The 15,122-nt window shown below is 70.9% G+C and carries 11 protein-coding genes; 8 read left to right on the plus strand and 3 right to left on the minus strand.

Annotated features, from left to right (window positions below):
- Positions 1-901 (minus strand): nucleotide sugar dehydrogenase (locus tag Mam01_RS08035; RefSeq protein WP_239101134.1); only part of this gene is annotated, 901 nt, incomplete at its 3' end.
- A gap of 143 nt (positions 902-1,044) precedes the next feature.
- On the minus strand, positions 1,045-2,712 hold the full coding sequence (locus Mam01_RS08040; protein WP_150933855.1) for a glycosyltransferase family 4 protein: 1,668 nt from the start codon (positions 2,710-2,712) through the stop codon (positions 1,045-1,047).
- Positions 2,713-2,768: 56 nt separating this feature from the next.
- Between Mam01_RS08040 and wecB the strand changes: the two genes are divergently transcribed.
- The 8 genes from wecB to Mam01_RS08080 all read left to right on the plus strand — a co-directional run bounded on the left by wecB (position 2,769) and on the right by Mam01_RS08080 (position 14,579).
- Positions 2,769-3,896: a non-hydrolyzing UDP-N-acetylglucosamine 2-epimerase gene (gene wecB / locus Mam01_RS08045; protein ID WP_204284766.1), complete on the plus strand. Its 1,128-nt coding sequence runs from the start codon at positions 2,769-2,771 to the stop codon at positions 3,894-3,896.
- 205 nt (positions 3,897-4,101) lie between these two features.
- Positions 4,102-6,171, plus strand: coding sequence for a glycosyltransferase family protein (locus Mam01_RS08050; protein WP_204284767.1), 2,070 nt, complete (start codon positions 4,102-4,104; stop codon positions 6,169-6,171).
- Between the two features lie 185 nt (positions 6,172-6,356).
- Positions 6,357-7,298 carry a CPBP family intramembrane glutamic endopeptidase gene (locus Mam01_RS08055; protein ID WP_204284768.1) on the plus strand — a complete coding sequence of 314 codons (942 nt, stop codon included), beginning with the start codon at positions 6,357-6,359 and terminating at the stop codon, positions 7,296-7,298.
- Between the two features lie 42 nt (positions 7,299-7,340).
- Positions 7,341-8,615 carry a sensor histidine kinase gene (locus tag Mam01_RS08060; protein WP_239101129.1) on the plus strand — a complete coding sequence of 425 codons (1,275 nt, stop codon included), beginning with the start codon at positions 7,341-7,343 and terminating at the stop codon, positions 8,613-8,615.
- Positions 8,603-9,262: a response regulator transcription factor gene (locus Mam01_RS08065; protein ID WP_150933850.1), complete on the plus strand. Its 660-nt coding sequence runs from the start codon at positions 8,603-8,605 to the stop codon at positions 9,260-9,262. The genes Mam01_RS08060 and Mam01_RS08065 overlap by 13 nt, the downstream gene beginning before the upstream one ends.
- 852 nt (positions 9,263-10,114) lie before the next feature.
- A complete protein-coding gene (locus tag Mam01_RS08070) occupies positions 10,115-12,130 on the plus strand; it encodes a DUF222 domain-containing protein (protein ID WP_204284769.1) in 2,016 nt (671 codons plus the stop codon).
- Positions 12,131-12,363: 233 nt separating this feature from the next.
- Positions 12,364-12,891: a DUF1697 domain-containing protein gene (locus Mam01_RS08075; RefSeq protein WP_204284770.1), complete on the plus strand. Its 528-nt coding sequence runs from the start codon at positions 12,364-12,366 to the stop codon at positions 12,889-12,891.
- A 59-nt stretch (positions 12,892-12,950) separates the two neighbouring features.
- Positions 12,951-14,579, plus strand: coding sequence for an ABC-F family ATP-binding cassette domain-containing protein (locus tag Mam01_RS08080; RefSeq protein WP_204284771.1), 1,629 nt, complete (start codon positions 12,951-12,953; stop codon positions 14,577-14,579).
- 5 nt (positions 14,580-14,584) lie between these two features.
- On the opposite strand, the gene Mam01_RS37235 is transcribed toward Mam01_RS08080, so the two are convergent.
- Complete coding sequence (locus Mam01_RS37235) at positions 14,585-15,097, minus strand: NUDIX domain-containing protein (protein WP_275408916.1); 513 nt, start codon at positions 15,095-15,097, stop codon at positions 14,585-14,587.
- Positions 15,098-15,122 lie beyond the last annotated feature (25 nt).

Genomic DNA, 15,122 nt, shown 5'->3' on the forward strand with positions numbered 1-15,122 from the left:
GGGAGCCGTTCACCGGCTTGCGGGCCCGGTTGAGCAGCCGCTGCACCCGGGCCACGACGTACGACGGCATCCGCTCGTTGATCTCCTGGGCGAGCTCGACGAAGCGGAAGGGATAGCCCAGCTTGCGCACCGTGTACGACAGGTACGAGGGGTCGACGGGGATGCAGTGCCCGCCGACGCCGGGGCCGGGCAGGAACTTCTGGTAGCCGAAGGGCTTGGTGGAGGCCGCCTCGATGGACTCCCAGAGGTTCACTCCGAGCTCGTCGCAGAAGATCGCCATCTCGTTGACGAGGGCGATGTTGACGTGCCGGTAGGTGTTCTCCAGCAGCTTGGCCATCTCCGCCTCGCGGGTGCCGCTGACCGGCACGACCCGCTCGACGAACTGGGCGTAGAAGGCGACCGCCCGCTCCTTGCAGGCCGCGGTGTAGCCGCCGACGACCTTGGGGGTGTTGCGCAGGCCGAACTTCGGGTTGCCCGGGTCGATCCGCTCCGGCGAGAACGCCAGGTGGAACTCGTCGCCCGCGGTGAGCCCCGACTCCTCCAGGATCGGCCGTACGAGCTCGTCGGTGGTGCCGGGCCACGTGGTGGACTCCAGCACGACGAGCGTGCCCGCCTGAAGGCGCTCGGCCACGGCCCTGGTGGCGCCCTCGACGGCCGACAGGTCGGGACGGTGGTCCTCGTCCAGCGGCGTCGGGACGCAGATGACGATCGCGCGCGACCGCGACAGCACCGACGCGTCGAGCGTGGCGGTGAAACCCGCCGCGAGCATCGCGTCGAGGTCGGCGTCCGTCAGGTCGTCGATGTAGGAGCGGCCGGCGTTGAGCGCGTCCACCTTGCGGGGATCGACGTCCAGACCAGCCACCCGCAGACCGGCCGCCGTGGCCTCCTTGGCCAGCGGCATGCCCACGTATCCCAGCCCGATGATCGTGAGATCGAAGGCGGTCACGATACGGCCTGAGGGCGGAAACAACACTTCATGGTGGCAAAGGTTATCTCAACTCGGCACCAGGCATGCCTGATGCAACACATCGGACTTCGTGCGTTTTATCGGTTTTCGGTCAGGGACTGGTAGATCCCCCGGTAGGTCCTGGCCAGGCTGCTCCAGGTCCGGTGCGCGGCGACCTCGGCCTTGCCGGCCTCACCCATGACCCGGCGGCGCTCCGGATCGTCGCGCAGCGCGGCCAGCCCCTTGGCGAGCGCGGCCGGGTCGCCGGGCGGCACCAGCAGCCCCGCGCCCTCGCCGCCGACGAGCTCCGACAGCGCGGGCAGGTCGCTGAGCACGACCGGCTTGCCCAGGGCCATCGCCTCGACCGGCTTGAGCGGCGTGACCAGGCGGCACACGCGCAGGTCCTCGCGCGGGCAGACGAAGATGTCGATGGCGGCCTGCGCCTGCAGCGCCTCGTCCGGGCCGACCCGTCCGGGCAGGATCGCGTCTGTCAGGCCCAGCCGCTCGACCTGTTCGAGCAGCGCGGGCCGCTCCGCGCCGTCGCCGACGAGCAGCACCCGCACCGGCGTCCCGGCGTCGCGCAGCAGCGCGGCCGCGTTCAGCAGAGTGGCGAAGCCCTCGTAGCCCACGATGCTCGACACCGAGCCCACGACGATCTCGCCGCGGCCGACGCCGTACGCCTGGCGGAACGCCTCGCCGTCGTAGTCGGCGGTCAGCAGGGAGTCGTCCACCGCGTTGGGCGCGAGGAAGATGCGCTCCCGGGGGACGCCGCGCTCCATGATCTCGGTGGCCATGGTCTCGGCGAGCGTGACGACCGCGTCGGCCTCGCGCATGATGCGCGCCTCACGCTCGCGCTGCAGGACGTGCCGCTCGCTGCCGACCCGCTCCGGGTCCCGGGAGACCCAGGTCTCCTCCAGGAAGCCGCGCACCTCGTACACGAAGGGGGTGTTCGTCCGCTCGCGGACGGCGAGCGCGACCGAGCCGTTGCGGTGGTCGGTGGCCGCGTGCAGGACCTGCGGGCGGAGCGTGCGGACCAGCTCCGACACGTCCGCGGCGCCGCGGATCATCCGGCCCTGCGTCTCGAACGGGACGTCGTCCTTGGGCAGCAGCCGGTAGTAGGGGACCCCGTCGATCTCCTCGTACGGCTCGGCGTCGGTGTGCCCCTGGAGCATCGGCCAGCCCCAGCTCGTCACGACGTGCGGGTCGAGCCCGGCCGCCCGCTGCGCGCTGACGATGCGGTGGGTGCGCACCGTGTATCCCGCCTGCGTGTACGGCAGCGCGTTGGTGACCATGTGCAGCACCCGGCCGGGCACGCGCTCGCCCATGATGACCTTGGGCTTCGGCGGGATCGGGTCCGGGCCCAGCGCGGCGAGCTCGCCCTCGTAGTAGGCGATCCTGCGGCGGACGAACGGCCACCGGGACTGCGCCTGGAGCACTCTGATCGACTCGGACATCCGCCCGGCGTCGAAGTGCGCCTTCGCCTCCTTCAGCGGGCCCTTGGCGGCCCGCTGGAGGATCTTGCGCGTACGCACCTTGACGAAGCGGGCGGCGGGCCAGGCGACGCGGCCGACGAACGGGCGCATCCCGGCCGGCATGGCGTCTGCGGCCGCCTGGGCGACCCGCATCGGGTCGGACTTGACCTTGCCGGCGACGATCCGGGAGACGATGACGGGGTTCTTCGCGAACCCCCGGAGGAAGCCGCCGAGACCGGCCTTCGCGGAGGCGGCGGACACGGCCTTTACGGGCTTGTTGGCCTCGGTTTCCACGGCGCGACCGTACCATAGGCAACGTTTGTCCCAGGGTTAGGTGAAAGGCGAGGTAGATGAGAGACCACCCCCTCGTCCTGCACGTTTTGGGCGCCCGGCCCAACTTCGTCAAGGCGGCTCCCGTCGTCAAAGGACTGGCCGCACTCGGCGTCCGGCAGGGCATCATCCACACGGGCCAGCACTACGACGCGCTGATGTCGGACGTGTTCTTCGCCGACCTCGGGCTGCCCGAGCCGATCGCGAACCTCGGCGTCGGCAGCGGCACCCACGCGCGGCAGACGGCGGCCCTCCTCACCGGGCTTGAGGACCTCGTCCTGGAGCACCGCCCGGCGCTCGTCGTCGTCTACGGCGACGTGAACTCCACGCTCGCCGCGATCCTGGTCTGCGCCAAGCTGGGCGTGCCGACCGCGCACGTCGAGGCGGGCCTGCGCTCCTTCGACCGGGGGATGCCGGAGGAGGTCAACCGGATCGTCACCGACGCACTGTCGGACCTGCTGTTCGCCACCTCGCCGGACGCGCTGTCGCACCTCGCCAACGAGGGCGTGGATCCGGCGAAGGTGCACCTCGTCGGCAACCCGATGATCGACAGCCTGTTCGCCGCGCTGCCCTCGCTCGACCCCGCGCCGGTCCAGGAGCGTCTCGGGATCACCGGTCGGTACGCCGTGGCGACGCTGCACCGCCCGGCGAATGTGGACGACCCCGCGGCCGCCCGCGAACTGGTCGACGCGGTGCTCGGGGTGGCCGAGCAGGTGCCGGTGATCGTGCCGCTGCACCCCCGCGGCCGGCAGCGCCTCGCGGAGGCCGGCCTGGTCGACCGCGACGGGCTGCGGATCGTGGACCCGCTGGGTTACGTGGACTTCCTGTCCCTGGTCCGGGGCGCCGCCCTGGTGGTGACCGACTCCGGCGGCGTGCAGGAGGAGACGACCATGCTGGGCGTCCCATGCCTGACCGTACGGCCGAACACCGAGCGGCCGATCACGGTGACCCACGGGACGAACCGGCTCGTGACCCCGGCGGCGCTGCCCGCCGCCGCGTCGAAGGCGCTCGCGGACGGCGCGGCCACCCCGAGCGGGGAACTGCCGCCGCTCTGGGACGGCGCCGCCGGGCCGAGGATCGCCCGCGTCATCGACGCCTGGCTGCGCGGCGACAACCTCTCCCCCGCGGCCAAAGGCCAGGCGCGCTAGCGCCTGGCGAGCGATCCGGAGGGGCGCGCCGCCGGTCTGGACCGAGGAGCGAGGAACGAGCGACGAGGGAAGACGGCGGGTGTGAGCGCCCCGATGGTGAGCGGGAAGCACAGGCCAGGCGCGCTAGCGCCCGGCGCTGAATCCCCTATTTCGGCATAAAGGCGGCGGCGACAGCCGTACGATGGCTCTTCCTTGAGGGGGAAGCATGGCTGAGACCGACGAGACTCCTGAAGAGCCGCGTTTCCAGCGGCTGGGGCCGGTGAACTGGCTGCCCGAGGAGCGCAAGCACGTCGAGCAGTACGAGGCGCGCATCCGCGACCTGGAGAACCGGCTCGCCTACCAGGAGGCCCGCGCCGACTACGCGCTCTGGCGGCTCCAAGCCACCCAGACCCAGAAGCCGTACCGGGTCGCGCAGGTGCTGACGAACGCGGCCAGGCCCAAGAAGATCGTCCGGCTGCCGCGCGACCTCAGCAAGGCGATGAAGGACGGCAGGAAGGCGCCGAAGGCGCCGCCGTCCGCGATCGAGGTCGCCGCCGCGGCCGAGGCGCGGGGTCCGGAGGTCAAGATCCCGACCCTTCAGTGGCCCGACGGCCCGGTCGTACGGCCCGACATGCGGGTCGCGGTGATCCTCGACGACTTCTCCCGCATGGCGTTCAAATACGAGTGGGACCAGATCGAGTTCGGGCTCCAGGACTGGCGTGAGATCTTCGCGGAGCGGCGTCCGGAGATGCTGTTCTGCGAGTCGGCCTGGCACGGCAACCAGGGCCGCTGGCGTTACCAGATGACCGGGACCAACGCGCCCAAGCAGGAGCTGCGCGACCTGATCGCCTGGTGCCGGGAGGAGGGCATCCCCACGGTCTTCTGGAACAAGGAGGACCCGCCCAACTTCGACTTCTTCATCGAGACGGCCAAGCTGTTCGACCACGTGTACACGTGCGACGGCGACATGATCCCGAAATATCGCGAGATGCTGGGTCATGACCGTGTCGGCGTGCTGCAGTTCGCCGCCCAGCCGCGGATCCACAACCCGATCCAGACCAAGCAGGGCCGGCCGTACGACGTCGTCTTCGCCGGCATGTACTTCCGCGACAAGCACCCCGAGCGGCGCGAGCAGATGGAGACGATCCTCGCGCCCGTACGCCCCCTCGGCCTGCACATCTTCGCCAGGAACGGCACGGTCGCCGACAAGTACGCCTGGCCGGAGGAGTACCGCCCCCACATCGCCGGCGAACTGCCGTACGAGCAGATGCTGGCGGCGTACAAGATGTACAAGGTCTTCCTGAACGTGAATTCGGTGATCGACTCGCCGACCATGTGCGCCCGGCGCGTCTTCGAGCTGTCGGCCTGCTCGACCACCGTGCTGTCGGGCTGGTCGCGGGCCATCGAGGAGACCTTCGGCCCGCTGATCCCGGTCGCGCACTCGCAGGAGGAGGCGTACAACCGGGCGATCTACTTCATCAACAGCCCGGAGCTGCGCGCCCGGCAGGGGCACCTGGCGATGCGCGAGGTGTTCGACAAGCACCTGTTCTCCCACCGGGTCGACCAGATCCTCACCGACCTCGGCCTGCCGGTCGTGTCGCGCTCCCGGTCGATCTCCGTCGTGCTGCCGACCAACCGGGCCGGCCAGCTCGAACACGCGATCACCCAGGTGGCCCGGCAGCAGCACCGCGACCTGGAGCTCGTGCTGGTCATGCACGGCCTGTCCGAAGACCCGGCGGTCGTACGCGACAAGGCGCTCGCGGCGGGCATCCCGGCCGTGAAGGTGCTCACCGCCGACCCGTCCTGGACGCTCGGCGAGGTGCTCAACCACGGCATCGCCCACGCCGACGGCGAGCTGATCTCGAAGATGGACGACGACAACATCTACGGCGAGCACTACCTGTCCGACCTGGTCCGCTCCTTCGACTACGCCGACGCCGAGATGGTCGGCAAGGGCGCCCACTACACCTACTTCCCCGACCAGGACGTCACGATCTTCCGCCTGCCCGGGCTGGAGCACCGTTACGCCCACCTCATCCAGGGGGCGACCATCCTGGCCAAGACCGACCTGCTGCGGGCGTTCCCGTTCGAGGCGGTCAACGCGGGCGAGGACACCCGGCTCGTACGGCGCTGCAAGGAGGAGGGCGTCCGGATCTACTCGGCCGACCGCTACAACTTCATCTACATGCGCGGCTCCGACGCCACCGCCCACACCTGGCAGGCGGCGGACTACAAGCTGACCCGCAACGCCCAGTTCTGCTTCGCCGGCAACCCCGAGCCGCACGTGCTCATCTGAACGTACCTGTCCGGAGTGAGGGCCGCGGCCCTCACTCCGCCTCCCGGCCGACGCTCTGACCTGGTCGTTTTCTCCTTGGTACCCCTGGCTGTACCTCCATTGGGGTGTACGCGGGAGCGACCGGGAGGGCCCGCGGCTGGTGTGCTGATCACTGTCAGTCGAGCACTCCTACAGGAGAGAGTGAAATGGCAGTCGACAGCCGGCCGGAGGCCGAGCGGTACACGAGTCGGAGCGGGCTTCGGGGCTTCATCCGCAACCATCCACTGATCAGCTTCTTCGTCCTGACCAACCTGATGAGCTGGGTCGCCTGGGTGCCCTACATCCTCTCGGCGACCGGCCTGGCGGTCTGGGATTTCACCTTCCCCCGGTTCCTCGGCAGCACGCAGATCGCCGGGGTGCTGCCCGGCGCCTATCTCGGCCCGATCTTCGCCGCGTACATCGTGACCAGGGTCGCGGACGGCAAGGAAGGCGTCCGCCGGTGGGTGCGGAGGATGACCAAGTGGCGGGTCGGCTGGGTCTGGTATCTCGTGGCCGTCCTCGGCGTCCCCGCCGCCATCATCGCCGCCTCTCTCGCGTTCTCCGGCGAAGACATCCGCATCCCGCCCGTCGCGGTGCTGGTCGCCTACGTGCCCAGCCTGCTGATCCAGATGGTCACCACCGGTCTCGCCGAGGAACCCGGCTGGCGTGACTTCGCCCTGCCCCGCATGCAGCGCAGGTTCGGCCCGCTGGGCGCCACCGCCGTCCTCGGCCTGCTGTGGGGCGTCTGGCATCTGCCGCTGTTCCTGAGCGAGTGGGGTGGGTGGCCGGACGTCACCTGGATGAGAGTCGGCGAGTTCGTCGCCTTCTGCTGCGCCTTCAGCGTGGTCGTCACCTGGATGTTCAACCGGACCGGTCAGAGCCTGCCGCTGGTCATGCTGCTGCACGTGAGCGTCAACAACTTCATGTCGCTCCCCTACGGGGAGATGTTCCCGTCGATCGCCACCCCCGAGCAGGCGAGTCACGTCACCCTGCTCGCGGCCACCACGGCGGCGATCCTGCTGCTCATCGCGACCCGCGGCCGTCTCGGCTACCGTCCGGCCGGGGAACCCGCGCCGGAGCTCGCCCAGGCAGAGCTGAACGCTGCTTGATCGACGATTCCTGTTCTAAGCTCTCTGGCCCGAGGGGGGTGCATGATGGCGGCGCACCAGCCGGAACCGGCCGACACCCGGCGAAACGATCGGAGGGGTGTCGCCACACGCGCCCGTGACGTCTTCCACGCGTTCGAACACCTCGTCGGAGGCCTCAGCACGGCGCTGCTGGCACTCGCCGCTCTGGTGTGGCTCGCCGTGGCCGGACTGACCTGTGTGATCGGTGTGGGCCTGCTCCTGCTGCCCGCCGTGCCGCGTGTCGTACGGTCCGTCGCCGAGCGCGAGCGTGACCGGTTGTCCCGCTGGGGTCCGGAGATCGTCCGCTTGGGGCCCGCGCCGGCCGGCGCACGCGCCGCGCTCGCCGATCCGGCCGTACGGCGGGAGCTGTGCTGGATCCTCGCGCACGGCACGCTGGGCCTGTTCCTCGGCGTGGCCGGGTTGACCATGGTGCTGAACGCCGTGCAGAACATCACGTATCCGCTGTGGTGGCGGGCGCTGCCCGCGGAGGATCCCACCCCGACCCTGGTGTTCTGGGACGTGCGCGACGACGCCGGCGCCATGGCGGTCGCGATCCTCGGCGTGGGAATGGCCGTCTGCTTCCTGGTGCTCGGGACGGGAATGGCCCGGTTGCAGGCGTGGCCGGGACGCCGGCTGCTGGCGCCCACCGCCGACGTCGACCTGTCCCTGCGGATCGCGGAGCTGTCGGCCACCCGCGCGGCGGCACTGGACGCCCACGCCGCGGAGTTGCGGCGGATCGAACGCTCGCTGCATGACGGGGCGCAGAACCGGCTGGTCGCGGTCACCGTGATGCTCGGCGCGGCCCGCCGCGCGCTGGCCCGTGACCGGCCGGACGCGGAGGACATGCTCGAACGCGCCCAGGAGACCGCCGAGCAGGCGCTGGCCGAGCTCCGTACGGTCGTCCGCGGCATCCTGCCGCCCGTGCTGGCCGACCGGGGGCTCGCCGGCGCGCTCGCCGGGCTCGCGGCGAACTGCGGTGTGCCCTGCCGGGTCGACGTCGACGCGCTCGGTAGGTGCCCCGCCTCCATCGAGGCCACCGCCTACTTCGTGACCGCCGAGGCACTCACCAACATCTCCAGGCACAGCCGGGCCCGGCACGCCACGGTGACCGTACGGCGTGAAGGCGACCGGTTGTCCCTGCGGATCGAGGATGACGGCGTCGGCGGCGCGGACGAACGGCACGGCTCCGGGCTCACCGGCATCCGCAGCCGGGTCGAGGCGCACGACGGCCGTCTCACCCTGACCAGCCCGCCCGGCGGGCCGACCACACTCGAAGTGGAGTTGTCATGCGGATCGTGATAGCCGAGGACGATCCGCTGCTGCGTGAAGGCGTCGCGCTGCTGCTGCGCGCGGAGTCCTTGGACGTGGTGGCCACGACCGACTCCCCGGACTCCTTCCTGGCGGCCGTCGACGCCCACCGGCCCGACGTGGCCATCGTCGACGTCCGGATGCCTCCGACCCACACCGACGAGGGCATCACCGCGGCGGTCGAGGCCAGGCGCCGTCAGCCCGGCCTGGCGGTGCTCGTGCTGTCCGCCTACGTCGAGCAGGCGTTCGCCACCGAGCTCCTCGCCGGCGGAACCGACCGGCTCGGATACCTGCTCAAGGAGAGGGTCGGCCGCGTCGACCAGTTCCTCGACGCCCTGCACCGGGTGGCCGCGGGCGGCACGGCCATAGACCCCGAGGTCGTCGCGCAGTTGCTCACGCGCACCCGCACCGACAGCGGGCTGGAACGGCTGACCGCCCGGGAGTTCGACGTGCTCGCCCTGATGGCCGAGGGACTGGGCAACACCGCCATCTCCGAACGGCTCTTCGTGAGCGAAGGCGCCGTCCACAAGCACATCCGCAGCATCTTCGCCAAACTCGACCTGGCCCCCACCGACCGGGCGGACCGGAGGGTCACAGCCGTCCTGCGCTACCTGGAGGAGACCCAGCGCCGCGGCTGACGTCGGACACACGCCGCACCCCGCCGGTGCGGCGGTCCGCCTGGTCGCAGGCGGTGGTCATCATGTACGCCCCGCACCGGTGAACGTCTGCACCTCCACTTGTTGTGACTCCAGGTAATTGCAATGGCGGCTTGTTCTACACAGAGAGTGATGAAAGAATTAGGGCAAGAGTTCGAATCGCAGGGGCGATGGGAGGAGGGGCGCATGGAGTCTCCGACGTTCGACGTGCCAGCGCCGCGTCCTCCTGCTGATCCCTGGTGGGCCAGGATCATCGACGGCCCACCCTTCTGGCCCTCAGATGGCTCTCGTACGTCCGAGCCCGGCGCCGAGGATTCGCGTCTTCGCCCTGCCGTCGTGCCAAACCTTGCTGTCGTCGCGCCGAACCACCCTGCCGTCGTGCCGAACCACACTGTTGACGGTGGCCGCTCCCAGGACAGCGCGAGCGGAAACCCCACTGCCGCAGGTGGTGGCACTTCCACCCCGAGGCCGGCCGGTGGGATCCCGGCGAACCTACCCGACGACGCCGCCGACGCCGACGAACACGGGGACGCCGACGGGCCCGGGGACACCGACGGGCCCGGGGACACCGGACCCCAGAGCAGCGCGGCCGAAAGCGCCCCCGGTGGCACTGCCGGTGGCACTGCCGGTCCTGACGGAGCTCCCACCGGAGTGTCCGGCGGCGCCCCCGGCACCGATAGGAGCGATGGGGGCCGTGACCGGCATCGGGATGCCAGTGGTGCGTCTGATGTCCCCGGTGGCGCTGCCGGTGCTGCTTCTGACGGTGCCTTCGGCGGTGCTTCCGGCGGTGCTCGTGGTGGCGCTTTTGGCGCGGGGTCGTCGTCGTGGGTGGCGGTGGCGGCGGTTGCTGAGGCGGCGCGGGCGGTGGCGCTGGTGCCGGTGCCCGAGGCGGCGGAAGTGTGCCTGGCCGAGGCCGAGGAGTTGCTGTCGGCCCGCGACCGGATCACTTCAGCGTTGGCGGCCCGGGTCGGGCGTGTCCATCGGGCCGGGGAGGCGAAGAACCATGGGCATGCCTCCACCAAGTTGTGGCTGCGCACTGCTGGGGGGATGACCGTTCCCGGTGCCAGTCGCCTGTTGACGATGAGCATGGAGCTGGTCCGCCTGCAGGACGTGCGCCGCCTGTTCGCCGAGGGTGGCCTGGCTGAGGGCATTGTGGAGGCGATCTGCATAGCCACTTCCGGGCTGACCGACGACCAGGCCACCACCGCCGCAGGGATCCTGCTGGAGCTGGCTAAATCGGCGGGCGCGGCAGAGGTGGCCAAGGCGGGGCGATACCTGCGCGCGGTGCTCGACCCCGACGGCCACGAGAAGGACGAGCAGGCCGACTTCGACCGCCGATTCTTCCGGGTACGCCGTCGCAGGAACGGCGGTGTGGAGGGGGAGTTCTACCTGCCAGTGGAGGCCGCCGCACGGTTGCAGCACCTGTTCGACGCCTACGCCAAGCCCAAGGCCGAGGGCGATGACCGCACCCTGAGCGTGCGGAACGCGGACGCGTTCATCGCGCTCCTGGAGAACAAGATCGCCACCGAGCTTCTGGTTCTGGTCAACGCCGAATCCCTTCCCGACGACCCCGCGACGGCTCCCGGCAGCGGATCCCGCGCCGGTGATGCTCCGGGGCGTGACAGCGGGCGCTGCGAGAGCGACACCCCTGAGTGCGACAGTGGGTGCTACGAGAGCGACATACCCGAGTGCGACGGTGACCGGTTCGGGAGCGATGCGCCGAAGCGGAGCGACGAGCACTGGGCTGACGCGCCTATCAGCCGGAACCCTGGCGTGGATGCTCCCACCTGCGGCGACGAGCATCCCGCTACGGAGTGCTCGGCCACGGGCAGCCCGAACGTCGCCGAGCCGGGTGGCGCCAGTGCTGCGGGTGACGCCGATGACACCCAGCAGGGCTACGCCACTGACGCAGACATGCAAAGACACCGAGCACGGAACTCGCAGCACCCGTGTGCGCAGCAGGCGCATGCCTCTGATCACTCGTCCGAGGGTGACGACGCCCCTGCCACCCATAACGGGGACAGCTCCAGCGGGAACTGCGCTGGAGACCGACGTGCGTCCGGCTGCCCCGATGAGGACCGCCCTGCCGGTGGCTGCACGACAGGGGGCCGCACGGCGGGGGACTACCGGCATGCCTTCACACCCGGAGAGGCTCCTTACCGGCTGCCGGGGGCGGGAGCCGACGCTCCGCCAGGTGCGGAACACGGCGGCGACGCCTGGCCGGGAGCTGACGCCTGGCCGGGAAACGAAGCCTGGCCTGGAAGTGACGCCTGGCTGGGCGGTGACGGCTGGGCGGGTGAGAGAGCCGACGCTTCGCCGGGTGCGGAAGACGGCGGTCCGTCGTGGGCGGGCGGCAGCGCCGGTGCTCGGTCGGGGGTGGGGGTGAACAGTCCGCCGGGGGTGGGGGTGAATGGTCCGCCGGGGGTGTGGTTGCGGGGGTTGCCGGGGCTGATCCTGGCGACCGGGCATCTGCTGCCCGTCTCCAGCGTGCACCGGCTGGCTCGCACCAGCACTCTGGTGAGGATCGTCATGAACGCCGCCGGGCAGGTCCTGGACATGGGCCGTAAGGCCCGCCTGGCCACCCCCGCCCAGCGCCGGGCGATCTTCGCCCGCTACGCCACCTGCTGGGTCGACGGCTGCCCCCTGCCCGCCACCCTGTGCCAGATCGACCACGCCGACGACTGGTGCCGCGGCGGGCTGACCGACCTCAAGCTGCTCGGGCCGGCATGCCAGTTCCACAACCGCGACCGCTACCGCCACCCCACCCGCTACACCCGCCGCAAGACCGGCGACGACCGCTGGGCCTTCACCTACCGCAACCCTTACAGCACCCGGCGAGCGAGGACATGATGCCGAACCACATACGGGCCGCTGCCATGGTCGCGGGTGGCGGGCAGTCAGGGGGACATGATTAGCGAAGGCATGGCTGCCGGCTGAGGCCGGTGGGGTCCGGCAAGGAGTCGAGACGGTCGTGAGACGGTCGCGCGGATCAGAGCCCGAGCGGTCGGCCGGCATCGCGGCCCGATACCTGACGCTTCCTGACATGATCGGGCGATAGTCTCCCGCCGGAAGGAGGCGATGCGATGCGTTACGTGGCGCTGTTGCGCGGCATCAACGTCAACCCCGCCACCGCGGTGGCGATGGCCGATCTCAAGGCACTGCTCGAACGCCTCGGGCACGGGAGCGTGCGCACGCACCTGCGCAGCGGCAACGCCCTGTTCACGGCGGACGGTGACAGGGAGCCGATCGCCGCCGCGATCGAGCGCGGACTCCAGGAGGAGCTCGGCCTGTCCACAACGGTGATCCTTCGTACGGCTGAGCAGCTTCGCGGTGTGGTGGAGCGCAATCCCCTGGAGGTCAGGGACCCGGCCCGGTTCGCCGTGGTGTTCCTGGCCCGGCCGCCGGACCGTGAGGGGCTGGCGAGCATCGACCCGGCGGTGTACGCACCCGAGGAGATGCGGGTCGGCGAGCGGGAGCTGTACGTCTACTTCCCCGACGGGCTGCGGCGTCCCAAGCTGCCGCCGCTGCTGGAGAAGCACTCGACCGGCCCGGCGACCATGCGCAACTGGAACACCGTCACCCGCCTGCTCACACTCGCCGAGGACCTCTAGGACTGTTCGAGCAGGACTGCGCGGGCTCCCCGTCGGGACCCAGTAGGGTCGGTGTCCTGATGAGCGCCACTCTTGTCGCGAAGGAACTCGCCGCCGGGCACGGCGACCGCGTCCTGTTCACGGATCTCGATCTGGTCGTCGCGCCCGGGGACGTCGTCGGGCTGGTGGGAGTCAACGGCGCGGGCAAGTCGACGCTGCTTCGCCTGCTGGCCGGCCTCGACACCCCCGAGCACGGCAGCGTACGGCTCAGCCCGCCCACCGCCAACGTCGGCCACCTGCCGCAGGAGCCCGAACGGCGGCCGGGTGAGACCGTCGCCGCCTTCCTCGCCCGCCGAACCGGGGTCGCCGCCGCACAGCGGGCCCTCGACGCGGCAACCGAGGCCCTCGTCGCCGGCGATGCCGGCGACGCGTACTCCGAGGCGCTCGATCGGTGGCTCGCCCTGGGCGGCGCCGACCTGGAGGAGCGGGCCGCGGAGGTGTCCGCCGACCTCGGGCTCACGGTCGGCCCGGAGCAGGAGATGGCATCCCTGTCCGGCGGGCAGGCGGCCCGGGTGGGGCTGGCCTCGCTGCTGCTCAGCCGTTATGACGTGTTCCTGCTCGACGAGCCCACCAACGACCTCGACCTCGACGGCCTGGACCGGCTCGAACGTTTCGTGACAGGGCTGCGCGCCGGAACGGTGGTCGTCAGTCACGATCGCGAGTTCCTCGCGCGTACGGTGAACAGGGTGGTCGAGCTCGACCTCGCCCAGCAGCAGGTCCGGGCGTACGGCGGTGGGTACGACGCCTATCTGGAGGAGCGCGAGGTCGCCCGCAGGCACGAACGCGAGCAGTACGAGGAGTACGCCGACACCAGGTCGTCGTTGGAAGCCCGGGCCAGGGCCCAGCGCGCCTGGATGGAGAAGGGCGTCAAGAACGCGCGCCGCAAGGCCCCCGACGGCGACAAGCTCGGCCGGAAGTTCCGCACCGAGGCGACGGAGAAGCAGGCGGCCAAGGCCCGGCAGACCGAGCGGATGATCGAGCGGCTCGATGTCGTCGAGGAGCCGCGCAAGGAGTGGGAGCTGCGGATGGAGATCGCCGCCGCGCCCCGCTCCGGGGCCGTGGTCGCGACGCTGCGTGGCGCGGTCGTGCGACGTGGCTCCTTCACGCTCGGGCCCGTCGACCTGCAGATCGACTGGGCGGACCGGATCGCGATCACCGGCGCGAACGGCTCGGGCAAGACCACTCTGCTCGGCGCGTTGCTCGGCCGGGTGGCCCTCGACGGGGGCACGGCGGCGCTCGGCCCCGGTGTGGTCGTCGGCGAGGTCGACCAGGCGCGCGCCCTCTTCGAGGGCGACGAGCCGCTGCTCGGCGCGTTCGGCGCGCTCGTCGACCTGCCGCCCGCCGATGTCCGCACGGTGCTGGCCAAGTTCGGCCTGCGCGCCGACCATGTGCTGCGCCCGGCGGCCACGCTGTCACCGGGCGAGCGCACGCGGGCGGCCCTCGCCCTCCTCCAGGCCCGTGGGGTCAACCTGCTCGTCCTGGACGAGCCCACCAACCATCTCGACCTCGCGGCGATCGAACAACTGGAGTCGGCGCTCGCCTCGTACACGGGAACCCTGTTGCTCGTCACCCACGACCGGCGCATGCTGAAGGCCGTCCACACGACCCGCCGTGTCGTCGTCGAGGCCGGCCGGATCCGCGAGGGCTGAACCGGCTACGGCTGACGAGCCTCACGGCCGAAGTAGTGGGCCACGACCTGCGTGTGGAGCGGGAACGCCAGCTCCTGAGGGGCGTCGATCACCACCCACTCGCTGGTCTCCGCGGTGGGCACGACCGGCGGGAGTGCGTCCGCGGTCGTGCGCGGCCCGAGGCCGAAGATCAGCACGGTGCCGTCGGGCGCGCTGAGCACGTCGAAAAGCCGCACACCGGCCGCGTCGACGACGACGCCCGTCTCCTCGCGGACCTCCCGTACGGCGGCCTGCTGCCAGGACTCGCCGATGTCGACGAAGCCGCCGGGCAGGGCGAGCAGGCCGCGGTGCGGCTCGACCGCCCGGCGGACCACGAGAAGGCCGGACGTACGCGCGCTGTCCACCGGAAGCACCATGACCGCGACCGGCAGGGGATTGAGATAGCTCGTGTTCCCGCACTCCTGGCAGGTCCTCGGCCAGGGCCGGCCGGGCGCGTAGGCCGCTCCGCAGAAGGAGCAGTGGGAGTTCTTGATCGCCACGCTCGCGAGCGTAGCAAGCTTCGCC

Origin of the sequence: Microbispora amethystogenes (genome assembly GCF_016863015.1) — a bacterium.
Classification (GTDB): Bacteria; Actinomycetota; Actinomycetes; order Streptosporangiales; family Streptosporangiaceae; genus Microbispora; species Microbispora amethystogenes.